This window comes from Pseudomonas sp. B22129, from assembly GCF_044218875.1.
Taxonomy (GTDB): domain Bacteria; phylum Pseudomonadota; class Gammaproteobacteria; order Pseudomonadales; family Pseudomonadaceae; genus Aquipseudomonas.
On the sequence record NZ_CP162592.1, the window covers coordinates 1,091,493 to 1,105,095 of the forward strand.

Here is a 13,603-nt window from a genome sequence, read left to right on the forward strand (position 1 = left end):
TGCATAAAAGCGGCCGTTCCGAAGTAGTTAAAGACTCGCAAAAACCACTTAAGTTCCCCATACAAAACAGCAACTTAGCGAATTGTATACAACTGCTGCCACCGGTCGGATTTCGATTGTCAGCGTCTCGATACAACCTCAGGATCGCGCCGTCATCCTCTTGAGGTCTCCCTATGAAGTTCTCCTCGATTCTCTTGTTGTCCCTTGGCCTGGTCAGTGGCGCAGCCATGGCCGGTGGCACCACCGAAGCCGGTGTGGGCGGCGCATTGGGCGGGGTTCTAGGGTCGGTTGTTGGCCAACAAATTGGCGGCAACACCGGCTCGGCCATCGGCGCGGCACTGGGCGGCGCGGGCGGTAGTGCAGTGGGCGCCGACAAGCGCAGCCGTGGCGAAGCCGCTATCGGCGGCGCACTGGGCGCCGCTGGCGGCAACGTAGTGGGCCGAAGCGTCGGCGGCAGCACCGGCAGCCTGATCGGCGCAGCCGCCGGCGGTGGCGCAGGTGGAGCATTGGGCAACTACATGGGCAACAAGAGCGATGATGACGACCGTCGCTACCGTGGGCGTGATAACCGCCGTTATGACCGTGATGACCATCGTGGGCGCGGGCATGCTTATGGGCACCGCAAGAACAAGCATCACCGGCACCACCGGTAAGTTCTACAGAACACCATAAATCCTGTGGGAGCCGGGCTTGCCCGCGATAGCGGTGGGTCAGGTTGGCAAATGTAGCCTGACACTGCGCTATCGCAGGCAAGCCAGCTCCCACAGTTGATCTTCAGGGTTCACAAAATCGGGGTCAGACCACCAATCGCTCCAACGCATCGCGCAACGGCCCCGGAATCGTCACCGGCTGGTTCGACGCCCGATCCACAAACACATGCACAAAACGCCCCGCCGCACAGGCGTCTTCCTCGCCTTCCTTGAACACCGCCAGCTCATACTGCACCGAGCTGTTGCCCAACTTGCCCACCCGCAAGCCGATTTCGATGCGATCCGGAAAGGCAATCGACGCGAAATAATCACACGCCGAACTCACCACAAATCCCACCACCTCACCGTCATGAATATCCAGCGCGCCCTCTTCAATCAGGTAGGTATTCACCGCCGTGTCGAAGAAGCTGTAGTAAGTCACGTTGTTCACATGGCCATACACATCATTGTCGTGCCAACGCGTGATGATCGGCTGGAAGTGGCGGTAATCGGCGCGCCGGGGCATTGAGTCAGGCATGGGCAGGTCTCGTGAGAAGTGGATTCAGAAGTCATTCAAATGGGCCTCGGCCCACTGGCGCACCTCGGCGTACGGGTACTCTTCCAGCGCAGCAAAACCGGGAATACCCCGCGCTTTCAGCTTGGTAAACAACGGTACGCTGATGCCACCGAGGAACCGCGTCAGGCGCTCAGCACCCGGCAAATCCCCGGTAGCTTCATGATGCCTGTGGATAAAATCACCGCACAGCCCCATGAAGTTTTTATCCACAAGCGCCGGCAATTCCGGCGGTGGTGGCAGATGCGCAACGTGACCGTGACATACCGAGCAATGCCCGCAACGCTGAGGCGCATTTTCATCCCCGAAATAACCCGCCAGACGCTGCCCCAGGCAATGTTCGGTGGCAAAAAGATCGAGCATCGCGTGAATTCGCGCCACCTCTCCCACTTCGTGCGCCTTGAAGCCTGTGTATAACTCAGCGCTCAACACCTGCGGGTCGAAGTCAGTGTTGTGCAGGCTGTAGACCTCGGTCATCTGCTTGCTTTCCAGCTCGATCAACCCCTGCTCCTGGAAATAATCCAGCGCCTTCACCACCCGGCTGCGCTCGGCATTGTGCTGCTGGTACAACGCGTCGAAATCCACCGTCGCCCAGGTTCTTGCGCGCGTGCACACCTGGATAATCGCCGCGACGAACTGTTGCCGCTCGCCGGAAAACCGCGCCAGCAGCGCGTCAGGTTCAACCAGGTATTTAAAACGATACTCGGCATAGAACGCATAACGCGGCGCAATCACGCCCTTGAGCTCCAGCTGCACCAGCAGCGTTTTCAGCGGTAGCTCGCGGATGTTGCTGTGGTCCGACAGTGACCGCAGTAAAAACTCCCACTGCCCCTCGGCACGCGCCGCCTGCAACTCCTCCAGCACACGGCGAATGCCTTCCTGTTCAGGTGTGTCGCCGTACACAAAGTTTTCCAGCACATTGAGGCTGTCGCGGTTGGCCAACACCAGGCAGTCGGACGGCTGCCCGTCTCGCCCGGCGCGGCCGATTTCCTGGCTGTAGTTCTCGATGGATTTGGGCAGATCAAAGTGCACCACATTGCGGATATCACTTTTGTCGATGCCCATGCCAAATGCGATGGTCGCAACGATGCAAGTGGAGCGCCCGCCCATGAAGCGCTGCTGGATGCCTTCGCGTTTATCGTGGGGCAAACCGGCGTGATACGCCTCGGCCTGGATGCCGTTTCGGTTCAGGTGCTCGGCAATCTGCTCGGCGGTTTTCTGCAAAGTGACGTAGACGATGCTCGGCTGATTGGCACGCTCGCGCATCCACTCGACCAGACGCCGGCGCTTGTCCACACCGACTACCGGCTCAACCAGCAAGTTGAGATTAGCCCGGTAGAAGCCTGTGGTGATCACATCGGTCGGCGCAATGGCAAACTTGGCCTGCATGTCGGCAATTACCTTCGGCGTGGCTGTAGCCGTCAGCAGCAAGGCTTGTGGGATATTGAACTGGCGCTGGTAGTCCGGCAGCTTCAAATAGTCCGGACGGAAGTTGTGGCCCCACTCGGAAATACAGTGCGCCTCGTCCACCACCAACAGCGAGATCTGCACGCTTTGCAGGAAGTTACGGAAGCGTTCGTTTTTTAAACGCTCCACGGAAATCATCAGGATTTTCAGCTCGCCTGAACGTGCACGCGCCATGACATCGTTGGCGTCCTCGCGGCTCTGTGCCGAATCGATACTGCCCGCTGAAATACCATGGCGTTTCAAAAAGCCGAGTTGGTCCTGCATCAACGCCAACAATGGCGAAACCACCAGCGTCAGGTGCGGCAGCAACACCGCCGATAGCTGATAACACAGGGACTTGCCCGAACCGGTCGGAAAGATGGCCGCCGCCGAGCGACCGGCCAGCACGGCGCTGACCGCTTCTTCCTGGCCCAAACGAAACTGTGAATAACCAAAGACCTGCTGGAGGGTGTCGTGCATAAGCTGTCACTCCATTGACCGCCGAGTTGGCTCAAAAACATAGCCGCAAAAACTCAGCGAATCGAGAAAGGTCGCAAGGAAAAAAGAGACAGGATGATACACAGGCTGGGGCATGGCCGAGGGCCGATGCAGGATTGTTCAGACGATTTCGTGAGAGGAATGCAATCCAATTGTGGGAGCTAGCTCCCACATTTTTAGTTCTGCGTCACTGCTAAACTATCGGCTCTGCGTTCGATTTTTATCCCGCCTGCAAGCCGAAGCATTGCGCTACAATCAAGCCTTGCGACCCAGGAGTACGCTGCAATGAGCGAACCGACGTTTGAGCAAAAGAAGGATCATTACCGCAAGATCCGCCGCTCCAATTACTTGGCCAGCCTGCGCCTGGAAGGGTTCGACACCCAACCGGCTGACGTCGACAAACCGTTGCCGACTCGCGAAGCCGTCCTTGCCAAGTACCGCAAAACCCAACACTGATGCTCGATAAATACGGCGTGGGTCAGGACCCATACTGCTATCCAGATAGCAGCGTCCTGCGCAACCGCCTCGATTTGCGCGACGAAATACTTCTACATCAAGCCGAGCGCGAACTATCCGAAATCGCTGTAGGCAGCCTCCCACTCTATCCGCCGCCCTACGACCTCACACGACTGCAACACATTCACCGCACCCTGTTCGGCGACATCTACGAGTGGGCCGGAGAGTTGCGCAGCGTTAACATCCAGAAAGGCGAAACGCTGTTCTGCACCCCGGAACGCATTCCGCCGGAAGCGGTAAAAATTATTCGGCATATGGAACAGGCCCACTGGTATGTCGGTGCGACCCAGGATGAGTTGGTAGTGCAGATTGCCGAAGCTTATGGCGACCTCAACGTCATCCACCCCTTCCGTGAAGGTAACGGCCGTGCACAACGGATTTTGTTTGAGCAGATCATAGTTAATGCGGGGTTTTCGGTGGACTGGTGGCTGGTGAAAGATGCCGCATGGGTTCCGGCGAACATTGACGCGGCGGCATGCGATTACCGGGGGCTGGAGGCAATTTTCGAGCGGTGTGTCAGCAAGCCAGTGACCGCTTGATCGAACAGCTACCGAATGACTGTGGCCGCACAATTAAAACTGTAGGAGCTGGCTTGCCTGCGATGGCGTCCTTTCAGCCTGTACTGCCGTAGATGACTCACTGCAATCGCGGGCAAGCTCGCTCCCACATTTGCCCGGTTTTCTCCAACAAATCCCCGCCGACCTTAAATTTCGGGAAGTATCCGTAGGAAACTATCAACTACGGCGTAATACCCTTCCCAAACTGCTTTAAATACTCGCTCGCCCCTCTACATAACTCCCCTTCGCCTGACTGAAACTAGCACTTTCTTAATGCCTGTCTACACGGACGAAACTTAGTCATATGGCCCTGTATCTTCAAGCCGCCCTTTTTCTCATGATGTATTTGATGCTGCATTCTCAAGTCAAAGCCCCCCTGTTCAGACTGCGCATCGCAATTACCTGTCTCGCCACGGCGCTTACGATGACTTGCCTGCTGCCCAATGCGGCAGTCACCCTCAGAATGCCTTTATTGCCTGTCTTCATATTCTTGATAGGCTTGGCACTCTTGATCACCCGCAACAAATACCGCCGACATCGCAACCCTCACCCACTCCTGCGTGCCCCGACCATGAACCTGGCCCCCAACTTTCCCGAAGACCCCGTGATGCAGCAGCTACTGCAATTGCTGCACGAAGAAATCGGCCTGCCGAAACACAAGACCATTCGCCTGGAAACCTCGCTCAACTTCGACCTCGCCTGCGACGGCGCCGAGGCCAAGCAGTTCATGGATGCGCTGGAACAGGAATTTGCAGTCGACTTGGGCGATTACGATGCGTATCGCTACTTCAAGCCGCCGGTATTCGATGTCTTTCTGAAGCGTCGAGCCAAGGGCCGTGGCGATAAGGTTCCGCTGACGATTGGCATGTTGTATCTGGCGATCAAAACCCACAGCTGGGACACGCAGACACTGGAAAACCTCAGCTGACGCAAAAACGCTGAGATCCAAATGTGGGAGCTGGCTTGCCTGCGATAGCATCACCACGGTTGGCCTGACCCACCGAGGCGCCTGCATCGCGGGCAAGCCCGGCTCCCACATGGGATCTACGTTAATCTGGCGATTCGACTACACAAAAAGGACCTTACATGGACGTAACAATGGGCCTGCTCGCCGCCCTGCTCTGGGGCGGCACGGACTTTCTGGTGGGCCTCAACGCCCGCGCCGTCGGCGTTAAACGCGCGGTGTACTTTGGCCAAGCCCTCGGCTTTTTGATCATGACCCTGCTGCTGGTCATTTTCCCGGCCTTCCTGTTCAAATCCCTCGATGCTCCGCTGAGCGTCTGGCTCCTGGGCATCGCCGCCGCCCTGCTCACCGTCTCCGGCGCCCTCGCGCTGTCCAAGGCCTTCGCGCTGGGCAAAGCCGCCATCGTCGCCCCGCTGGTGACGTCCTACGGCGTGGTCACCACCTTGCTGTCGTGGGCCGGTGGTGAAGACATCAGTCGGGTCCAACTCGGTTGCATCGCCGTGTGCGTCATCGGCGTGGCCCTCTCCAGCATTCATAAGGACAACGGCACGCCCCACAACAACCCGCGGCAGTCCATCGCCTACGCCATGCTCGCCGCATTGCTGTACGGCACCAGCTTTTGGCTGCAAGGCCGCTACACATTGCCGGCGTTAGGGCCGATCACCATGCTGTGGCTGGGTTATCTGGTAGGCCTGTGCGTTTTGGTGGTGATGGTGCTGAAGATCAAGGATGGCCTGAAAATACCGCCACTGAAAAACTGCGCGACGTTGACCGGGGCGAGCGTGATGAACCTGGGCGGCTTCTCGGCATTTTCGTGGGGCGCGATGGCGGGGTCGGTTTCCGTGGTGACGGTGATCAGCACGTTGTCAGGCGGGATCGCCGCGATTTTAGGGTTCATATTTTTCAAGGAGCGGCTATCCGCCGTACAAGTGCTGGGCGTGGTGTTGGTGCTGGTCGGCGCAATGGTTTTGCACCTCGCCAACTGACCTTTCACGCACAAAAAAGCCGCCCCTGAGGGCGGCTTTTTCACAACAACCGATTCTTACAACTTAGGACCGGCAGCCTTGATCGCATCGCTCACTTCAAACTTCTTGAAGTTCTCGATGAACAGACCAGCCAACGCCTTCGCCGCCTCATCGTAAGCAGCCTTGTCAGCCCAGGTGTTACGTGGGTTCAACAGGCCAGTCTCAACGCCCGGCACGGCCAGTGGCACGTCGAGGTTGATGGTGTCCAGGTGCTCGGTTTCGGCACCGATCAACGCGCCGCTCTGGATCGCTGCGATCACACCGCGCGTGGTCGGGATGTTGAAGCGTTTGCCGACGCCGTAGCCACCGCCGGTCCAGCCGGTGTTGACCAGGTAGACCTTGGAGCCAAAACCGCGCACGCGCTTGATCAGCAGCTCGGCGTATTCACCGGCCGGGCGCGGGAAGAACGGCGCGCCGAAGCAGGTGGAGAACGTCGACTTGATGCCGCCGCCGGAACCCATTTCGGTCGAGCCCACCAGTGCGGTGTAGCCGGACAGGAAGTGGTAGGCCGCTTGTTCTTCGCTGAGGATCGAGACGGGCGGCAGTACGCCGGTCAGGTCGCAGGTCAGGAAGATTACCGCGTTTGGCTCGCCGCCCAGGTTCTGCTCGGAACGCTTGGCAACGTGCTCCAGCGGGTAGGCGGCGCGGCTGTTCTGGGTCAGGCTGACGTTGGTGTAGTCGGCGTGCTTGGCATCGTCGATCACCACGTTTTCGAGCACGGTACCGTGCTTGATGGCTTTCCAGATAACCGGCTCGTTCTTCTCGGAGAGGTCGATGCACTTGGCATAGCAACCGCCTTCGATGTTGAACACCACGCCTTCGCCCCAGCCGTGTTCGTCGTCACCGATCAGGTAACGGCTTTCGTCAGCGGACAGGGTGGTTTTACCGGTGCCCGACAGACCGAAGAACAGGGTCACGTCGCCTGCTTCGCCAATGTTGGCAGCGCAGTGCATCGGCAGCACGTCGGAAGCCGGCAGCAGGAAGTTCTGCACCGAGAACATGGCTTTTTTCATTTCACCGGCGTAACGCATGCCGGCGATCAGCACTTTTTTCTGTGCGAAGTTGAGGATCACGCAACCGTCGGAGTTGGTGCCGTCACGCTCTGGCACGCATTCGAAGTTGGCCACGTTGAGCACTTGCCATTCTTCACGACCGGCCGGGTTGTACTGGGCCGGGTTGATGAACAGGCAACGACCGAACAGGTTCTGCCAGGCGGTCTGGGTGGTCATTTTCACGGCCAGGTAGTGGTCTTCGGCAGCCCCTACGTGAACATGGGAAACGAAGTGCTCTTGCGCGTTGTTGAATGCCTCTACACGAGCCCACAGCGCGTCGAACTTGTCGGCCGGGAACTTGCGGTTGATCGGGCCCCAGGCGATTGCGCCCTGGGTGGAAGGCTCTTCAACGATGAAACGGTCGACCGGCGAACGGCCGGTACGGTGACCGGTTTCGACGACCAGCGCGCCAGTATCGGCGAGCACGCCTTCACCACGCTGCAGGGCTTCTTTAACCAGATCATCAACACTCAGATCGGTGTATACGGCGTTGTTGGCTTGCGTCATGAGGTTCCCCGTCGGCCTATGGCCGAGTGCTCCAAACGTTTTGTAGTAGAAAGTTGCGCACTACTACCGCGAAAAAAGTGGGCCGGATTATGCCAGAAAAGCCCAAAAAGAGTAGGGCCCTCCCGTCAGAACTGCGCTAATCCGGCATTCGTCAGGTGATTTACCTGTGCTTAAACGTTTTAGTGGCGGGTGTCGGAAGGGGTGTCGATGCCTGCGCCGGCGAACAATTGGGCTACATCAGCCGCATCGAACAGGTAACGCTGGTTGCAGAACTGGCAGTCGATCTCGATATTGCCGCCGTGCTCCACTACCAAATTCTGCGCATCTTCCAGGCCCAGGCTGACCAAGGCATTGGCCGAACGCTCACGCGAGCAACTGCAACGGAAGCGCAGACCCTGTTCGTCGAACAGACGCACGGCTTCTTCGTGGTAGAGGCGGTGCAGGATGGTTTCGTTGTCCAGACCCAACAGCTCTTCAGCGGTCAGGGTGCCAGCCAGGGCAGTCAGCTTGCGCCAGCTGTCAGTGCGCTCGTCATCGTCCTTGATGCGGTCCGCCGGCAGTTGTTGCAGCAGCAGGCCCCGGGCGCGCTTGCCGTCGGCGTTGAGCCAGAACTTGGTGCCGACTTGCTGGGACATCACGAAATAGTTGGTGAAGCAGTCCGACAGGGTTTCGCCGTCGAGGTCGACAATGCCCTGGTAGCGCTGGCCTTCAGTCGGGTCGACGGTGATTGCCAGCACGCCGTTGGCCATCAGGTCGGACAGGGTCGCGTCCGGCGCGATCCGGTCGGCCTCGTAACGGGCCAGGCCACGGATTTCACGCTCACTGGAGCACTCGATCATCAGCATCGGCACCGGGCCCTCGGAACGGGCCTGCAGAATCAGCAAACCGTCGAACTTCATGGTACCCACCAGCAGCGCTGCCGCCGCCATCAGCTCACCGAGCAGTTGCGCAACCGGCTCCGGATAGGGGTGCTTGGCGAGGACTTCGGCATAGCTGCGCTCCAGCGAGACCAGTTCGCCGCGGGCGTCGTTCTCGTCGAAGATGAAGCGTTGGGTGAAGTCGGTATCCGGTAGATCAGTCATAGGTCTGGGTATCTGAATTGATGACAAATTGGTGACAAGGTTTATAGAATTAAACGCTTTAGCACCATTTTGGTGCGGTTTTCTAAAGTCGTGGGGGACAGTTTATGAACAATCCGAGTTTGTTCCAAGCCAAGTGGAACCTCGGGCGATGGGCCATTTGCAATCTACTCGCAATCGGACTGCTGTGTTTTTGGCTGTGGCCCACGGGCCAGATGCTGTGTGTGCTTTTCGACGAGTGGCTGTTTCACCTGCTTAATGATCCGCTGGCGAGCCATTCCACATGGCTGCATGTGTGGGCCGTCGCCAGTTTGCGGCCGTTTGATGCCGTGGTGGGCGTGATTCTGCTCATGCTGCTGATTCGCGGCGATTGGGTGTTCAAGGCCGTGCAGGTGCGCCAGGCGTTTTTTGGATTCTTCGGCATTCTGTTGTTGCTGCTGTTTATCCGCCTGTTGTTTTCCAAACTCGCGGCGCAGATGGACTGGCAGCACAGCAGCCCGTCGATGGTGATCAGCGGGGCGATTCATATGAGTGAGTATTTCCCCGGGCTGGAAAAGACGTGGGAGTTGAAGGACCGTTCGAGCCAGAGCTTTCCCGGGGATCATGCCTCGGTGTTGTTGATCTGGGGGATGTTCATGACGGTGTTTGCCAAACGCATCGGCCAGGTGCTGGTGATCTGGGGGCTGGCGCTGCTGTTCATGATGCCGAGGTTGGTGGCCGGTGCGCATTGGGGACAGGACGACTACATCGGCGGGGTATTGCTGGCGTTGCTGGCGTTGGGGTGGGGGTATTACACGCCGTTTGCGGCGAAGGTGTCGGGTGGGTTGATTCGAGTGACGGCGCCGCTGTTCGAGTGGCTTGGCAGGTTGCCGGTTCTGGGGCGATTAAGCGTGATGCGCACAACGGCGTAACACCTCGGTCTTAATGTGGGAGCGGGCTTGCTCGCGAATACGGTGGGTCAGTGAATGAACTCGTTGGCTGACACTCCGCTTTCGCGAGCAAGCCCGCTCCCACATTTTGATCTCCTTTTGGTGGAAGATTGGCGTCATTAATCGTCATTGCCACTGCCGCGAAACTTGAACAGATCACGGCGCTGCTTCTTGCTCGGTTTGCCATCAGTGGTCAGGCCCGTAGCACCGGCCTTGCGCATCGCCGCCGCATTTTCGCGTTTGGCAATGCTGGCTTCGGTCTCGGCGTATAACGTCTGTGCTTCAGGCGCACCGCGGCGCACGATGGAAAGTGCCTGTACCACGACCGTCTTTTCATCAAACCCTGCACGAATTTGAAACTCGTCGCCGACGCGCGGCTCCTTGCCAGGCTTGCAGCGTTCGCCGCGATGGTGCACCTTGCCGCTCTCGATGGCGGCTTTGGCCAGGGCACGGGTTTTATAGAAACGCGCCGCCCACAACCACTTGTCCAAACGGACCTTTTCTTCCTCTTCCTGCTTTTGAGCCACTTGAATTCCTCGCTCTGAAAAATGTCGCAACTTTACCGTTGAAACCCTTCGACGCATAAACCTCAAGGCTCACCTAAGATACGCCAGACACCTCTGGTTTTGCGTGACTTTCCATTGCACCGACTGATTACCGAGACCTGAGAGATATCTGTCGCCATTTGCCGAATATTCTGCGTGAATACCGCGAAATCGGCGCTGAACCCTCGATGAAGGTTTGGGGATTGTCACAATCCATGCGCAGTTGGACGTTACTGTCCTCGACGACTACGAAACATTTCTGAATTGCCGGTTATCCATATTGAAGACATTTGACCATTTGACCGTTGTGGGTCTGCGTGAGTGGGTGGCACTTCCCGACTTGGGAGTGGCGGGCCTGCGCGCGAAGATCGACACCGGGGCCAGCACCTCCAGCCTGCACGCCACCGATATCGAGCCGTTTGAGCGCGACGGTGAGAAGTGGGTGCGCTTCACCGCGCACCTGGGCAGCGTGGTGCAACTGCGTCACCGGCGCTGCGAAGCGCCGCTGGTGACGATGAAAACCATCAAGAGCTCCAACGGCCATGCGCAGGTGCGCTACGTGATCAGCACTACCCTGGCCTTGGGTGATCGGGTATGGCGGGTAGAGTTCACCCTCGCCTGCCGCAAGGCCATGCGTTACCGCCTGTTGCTGGGCTCCAAGGCGTTGATTGACGGCCAGTTGGTCGTCAATCCGGGCGTCAAGTACGTTCAAGACAAGCCGGTGTTCCCGGTCTCTACTATTTCTGCCCCAGGTGCTGCATGAAGATTGCTGTGCTGTCGCGAAACCCGCGTCTGTATTCCACCCGCCGCCTGGTTGAGGCCGGCACCGAACGTGGCCATGAAATGGTAGTGATCGACACGTTGCGTGCCTATATGAACATTGCCAGCCACAAGCCGCAGATCCACTACCGGGGCAAACCGCTGGAAGGCTTTGATGCGGTGATCCCGCGTATCGGCGCTTCCGTGACATTTTACGGCTGCGCCGTGTTGCGCCAGTTTGAAATGATGGGCGTGTTCCCCCTGAATGAATCCGTGGCCATTGCACGCTCACGCGACAAGCTGCGCTCGTTGCAACTGCTGTCGCGCCGAGGCATCGGCCTGCCGGTCACCGGCTTCGCCCACTCCCCGGATGACATTCCCGACCTGATCGAAATGGTCAACGGCGCGCCGCTGGTGATCAAGGTACTCGAAGGCACTCAGGGCATCGGTGTGGTGCTGTGTGAAACCGCGACCGCAGCCGAGTCGGTGATTGAGGCATTCATGGGCCTCAAGCAAAACATCATGGTGCAGGAATACATCAAGGAAGCGGGAGGTGCGGATATCCGCTGCTTCGTGGTGGGCGACAAAGTGATTGCGGCGATGAAACGCCAGGCCAAGCCGGGGGAATTTCGCTCCAACCTGCACCGTGGCGGCAGCGCCAGCCTGATCAAGATCACCCCGGAAGAACGCATGACCGCGTTGCGCGCCGCCAAAGTAATGGGGCTGGCCGTAGCGGGTGTGGATATCTTGCGCTCCAACCACGGGCCGTTGGTGATGGAGGTGAATTCGTCACCGGGTCTGGAGGGGATTGAAACCACCACGGGGAAAGACGTGGCGGGGATCATCATTCAGCATCTGGAGAAGAATGGTGGGCCGAATATGACGCGGACCAAGGGCAAGGGCTGACACACATCAGCCTTTGGCACAATATAGAACCAATGTGGGAGCGGGCTTGCTCGCGAATACGGTAGATCAGTCGAAATTTCTGGTGACTGACACTCTGCATTCGCGAGCAAGCCCGCTCCCACATTTAGATCCCTGTAGAAGATTAAACCGCGTCTCTGGGCAGCATCAAGCCAAGCGGCAACCGCACCCGCGCTTCCAGACCGCCCTCTTCCCGGTTGCGCAACTCAACGTTGCCGCCATGCATCGAGGCAATTCGACGCACAATCGCCAGCCCCAGGCCAGTGCCCTTGCCACCCCGGGCGCGGTCGCCACGGGTGAAAGGGTTGAAGATCCCTTCCAATTCTTCCGGGTCGATCCCTGCCCCACGGTCCATCACGCTCAGCACCACATAAGGCGCAGCGCTGTCACCGGACACATAAGCCGCTACTTCCACATCCGAACCTGCGTGATGCAAGGCATTGCCGATCAGGTTGTTCAGCAGGCGTTTCATCGACACCCGACGCAAGGCAAACGGCTGTATAGGCTCCAGACGCATACGCACCTGTTCACCATTCTGGTTGTAAGGCGCCACCACTTCGCGCACCAGGTCAGTAAGATCGACCTCCTCCACAACTTCGTCGCGGCCGTCGCGGATAAACGCCAGGAACTGGTCGAGAATCGCATCCATGTCCTCGATATCGCGAACCATGTCATCCGTCAGGTCGCTATGGTTCCCCATCAGTTCCAGAGACAGCCGCAAACGTGTCAGAGGCGTGCGCAAATCATGGGACACTCCCGCCAGCATCAGCTCGCGCTCGCGCCCGGCCTGTTCAACATCCTCCGCCATCTGATTGAACGCACCGTACACCTCAGTCATCTCGCTCGGCGTATCGCTGACTGGCAGGCGCACACTGCGCCCCTGCCCCAATTGACGTGCAGCGAACACCAGTCGTTTAAGCGGTTGGTTGAGCTGACGGACAAAAATCCACGCGGATGCCGTGGAAAGCAAGCCGATGGCCAGGAACCAGCCCAATACGTTCCAGATCTTCTGCCCCCGCAACGGATGCGGGTACAGCGGCACTTTCAGCCAGTCCTGGCCCAGGCTCGGCGCGCGCACCCACAGTGCGGGCGAAACATGCATACGCAGCCGCACCTCGGTGTCTTCACCCAGTTCGGCCTGCATCTGGCGCTGGTAAATCTCACTGTAGGGCCAATGTTGCTCGCCTTCGGGTACGCCCGCGCCCGCCACGCGAACCAGAGTAGCGGCTTTGGCGATCTTCTCGCGGTTCTCGGGGTCCGCCGCCCAATAAGCGCGCAGCGTGAGGGCTACACCGTGGCTGTATTGCCGGTCTACCAGCACGTCCTCGTTCATCAACAGATAAACCAGCGTCAGCGCCTTTGAGAACAGAACGACGATCAGCACCAGCCAAAGGGTGCGGGAGAAGAAACTTTGCGGGAACCACAGCGGGGTTTTCATAGGAGACAGCTGGACACCTTGCAGAAACGAGCGGCGCTCGCAGAATTGCGGAGACCGGGCATCCCATCGACCCTCACGGAGTCAAACGCCAGGATGCCCGC

The 13,603-nt window shown here is 58.6% G+C and carries 14 protein-coding genes; 8 read left to right on the forward strand and 6 right to left on the reverse strand.

Going from position 1 to position 13,603, the window contains the following annotated elements:
* Positions 1-173 precede the first annotated feature (173 nt).
* Positions 174-653 (forward strand): glycine zipper domain-containing protein, encoded by a 480-nt coding sequence (locus tag AB4P94_RS05035; RefSeq protein WP_016972200.1) that lies wholly within the window; start codon positions 174-176, stop codon positions 651-653.
* A gap of 142 nt (positions 654-795) precedes the next feature.
* Here AB4P94_RS05035 and AB4P94_RS05040 read toward each other — a convergent pair whose 3' ends face one another.
* Together AB4P94_RS05040 and AB4P94_RS05045 are read right to left on the reverse strand one after the other, a co-directional pair.
* Positions 796-1,227 carry an acyl-CoA thioesterase gene (locus AB4P94_RS05040; protein ID WP_395609653.1) on the reverse strand — a complete coding sequence of 144 codons (432 nt, stop codon included), beginning with the start codon at positions 1,225-1,227 and terminating at the stop codon, positions 796-798.
* 24 nt (positions 1,228-1,251) lie between these two features.
* Entirely contained in the window at positions 1,252-3,189 is a 1,938-nt protein-coding gene (locus tag AB4P94_RS05045; RefSeq protein ID WP_395609654.1) for an ATP-dependent DNA helicase RecQ, read from the reverse strand.
* A 303-nt stretch (positions 3,190-3,492) separates the two neighbouring features.
* Here AB4P94_RS05045 and AB4P94_RS05050 point away from each other — a divergent pair, with 303 nt between their 5' ends.
* From AB4P94_RS05050 to AB4P94_RS05065, 4 genes are all read left to right on the forward strand, one after another.
* Positions 3,493-3,663, forward strand: coding sequence for a YhfG family protein (locus AB4P94_RS05050; RefSeq protein WP_016972197.1), 171 nt, complete (start codon positions 3,493-3,495; stop codon positions 3,661-3,663).
* Positions 3,663-4,262 carry a putative adenosine monophosphate-protein transferase Fic gene (locus AB4P94_RS05055; RefSeq protein ID WP_395609655.1) on the forward strand — a complete coding sequence of 200 codons (600 nt, stop codon included), beginning with the start codon at positions 3,663-3,665 and terminating at the stop codon, positions 4,260-4,262. The genes AB4P94_RS05050 and AB4P94_RS05055 overlap by 1 nt, the downstream gene beginning before the upstream one ends.
* 589 nt (positions 4,263-4,851) lie before the next feature.
* Positions 4,852-5,208 (forward strand): DUF1493 family protein, encoded by a 357-nt coding sequence (locus AB4P94_RS05060; RefSeq protein WP_395609656.1) that lies wholly within the window; start codon positions 4,852-4,854, stop codon positions 5,206-5,208.
* Between the two features lie 158 nt (positions 5,209-5,366).
* Entirely contained in the window at positions 5,367-6,230 is an 864-nt protein-coding gene (locus tag AB4P94_RS05065) for an EamA family transporter (protein ID WP_395609657.1), read from the forward strand.
* A 56-nt stretch (positions 6,231-6,286) separates the two neighbouring features.
* Here AB4P94_RS05065 and AB4P94_RS05070 read toward each other — a convergent pair whose 3' ends face one another.
* Positions 6,287-7,828 (reverse strand): phosphoenolpyruvate carboxykinase, encoded by a 1,542-nt coding sequence (locus tag AB4P94_RS05070; RefSeq protein ID WP_395609658.1) that lies wholly within the window; start codon positions 7,826-7,828, stop codon positions 6,287-6,289.
* Positions 7,829-8,007: 179 nt separating this feature from the next.
* Positions 8,008-8,910, reverse strand: coding sequence for an Hsp33 family molecular chaperone HslO (gene hslO / locus AB4P94_RS05075; protein WP_395609659.1), 903 nt, complete (start codon positions 8,908-8,910; stop codon positions 8,008-8,010).
* 104 nt (positions 8,911-9,014) lie between these two features.
* On the opposite strand from hslO, the gene AB4P94_RS05080 reads away from it, so the two are divergent.
* Positions 9,015-9,818: a phosphatase PAP2 family protein gene (locus AB4P94_RS05080; protein WP_395609660.1), complete on the forward strand. Its 804-nt coding sequence runs from the start codon at positions 9,015-9,017 to the stop codon at positions 9,816-9,818.
* Between the two features lie 137 nt (positions 9,819-9,955).
* Here AB4P94_RS05080 and AB4P94_RS05085 read toward each other — a convergent pair whose 3' ends face one another.
* Positions 9,956-10,363: an RNA-binding S4 domain-containing protein gene (locus tag AB4P94_RS05085; RefSeq protein ID WP_395609661.1), complete on the reverse strand. Its 408-nt coding sequence runs from the start codon at positions 10,361-10,363 to the stop codon at positions 9,956-9,958.
* A gap of 364 nt (positions 10,364-10,727) precedes the next feature.
* Between AB4P94_RS05085 and AB4P94_RS05090 the strand changes: the two genes are divergently transcribed.
* Both AB4P94_RS05090 and rimK read left to right on the forward strand, forming a co-directional pair.
* On the forward strand, positions 10,728-11,144 hold the full coding sequence (locus tag AB4P94_RS05090) for an ATP-dependent zinc protease (protein WP_231124439.1): 417 nt from the start codon (positions 10,728-10,730) through the stop codon (positions 11,142-11,144).
* Positions 11,141-12,046 carry a 30S ribosomal protein S6--L-glutamate ligase gene (gene rimK, locus AB4P94_RS05095; RefSeq protein WP_003171022.1) on the forward strand — a complete coding sequence of 302 codons (906 nt, stop codon included), beginning with the start codon at positions 11,141-11,143 and terminating at the stop codon, positions 12,044-12,046. The genes AB4P94_RS05090 and rimK overlap by 4 nt, the downstream gene beginning before the upstream one ends.
* 142 nt (positions 12,047-12,188) lie before the next feature.
* Here rimK and AB4P94_RS05100 read toward each other — a convergent pair whose 3' ends face one another.
* Positions 12,189-13,502 (reverse strand): ATP-binding protein, encoded by a 1,314-nt coding sequence (locus AB4P94_RS05100; protein ID WP_078740177.1) that lies wholly within the window; start codon positions 13,500-13,502, stop codon positions 12,189-12,191.
* Positions 13,503-13,603 lie beyond the last annotated feature (101 nt).

What these genes read in the sequence shown, in the direction of transcription:
- AB4P94_RS05035 (WP_016972200.1), top strand. Translation starts at nt 174, where the DNA reads ATGAAGTTCTCCTCGATTCTCTTGTTGTCCCTTGGCCTGGTCAGTGGC.
- AB4P94_RS05040 (WP_395609653.1), bottom strand. Translation starts at nt 1,227, where the DNA reads ATGCCTGACTCAATGCCCCGGCGCGCCGATTACCGCCACTTCCAGCCG.
- AB4P94_RS05045 (WP_395609654.1), bottom strand. Translation starts at nt 3,189, where the DNA reads ATGCACGACACCCTCCAGCAGGTCTTTGGTTATTCACAGTTTCGTTTG.
- AB4P94_RS05050 (WP_016972197.1), top strand. Translation starts at nt 3,493, where the DNA reads ATGAGCGAACCGACGTTTGAGCAAAAGAAGGATCATTACCGCAAGATC.
- AB4P94_RS05055 (WP_395609655.1), top strand. Translation starts at nt 3,663, where the DNA reads ATGCTCGATAAATACGGCGTGGGTCAGGACCCATACTGCTATCCAGAT.
- AB4P94_RS05060 (WP_395609656.1), top strand. Translation starts at nt 4,852, where the DNA reads ATGAACCTGGCCCCCAACTTTCCCGAAGACCCCGTGATGCAGCAGCTA.
- AB4P94_RS05065 (WP_395609657.1), top strand. Translation starts at nt 5,367, where the DNA reads ATGGACGTAACAATGGGCCTGCTCGCCGCCCTGCTCTGGGGCGGCACG.
- AB4P94_RS05070 (WP_395609658.1), bottom strand. Translation starts at nt 7,828, where the DNA reads ATGACGCAAGCCAACAACGCCGTATACACCGATCTGAGTGTTGATGAT.
- hslO (WP_395609659.1), bottom strand. Translation starts at nt 8,910, where the DNA reads ATGACTGATCTACCGGATACCGACTTCACCCAACGCTTCATCTTCGAC.
- AB4P94_RS05080 (WP_395609660.1), top strand. Translation starts at nt 9,015, where the DNA reads ATGAACAATCCGAGTTTGTTCCAAGCCAAGTGGAACCTCGGGCGATGG.
- rimK (WP_003171022.1), top strand. Translation starts at nt 11,141, where the DNA reads ATGAAGATTGCTGTGCTGTCGCGAAACCCGCGTCTGTATTCCACCCGC.
- AB4P94_RS05100 (WP_078740177.1), bottom strand. Translation starts at nt 13,502, where the DNA reads ATGAAAACCCCGCTGTGGTTCCCGCAAAGTTTCTTCTCCCGCACCCTT.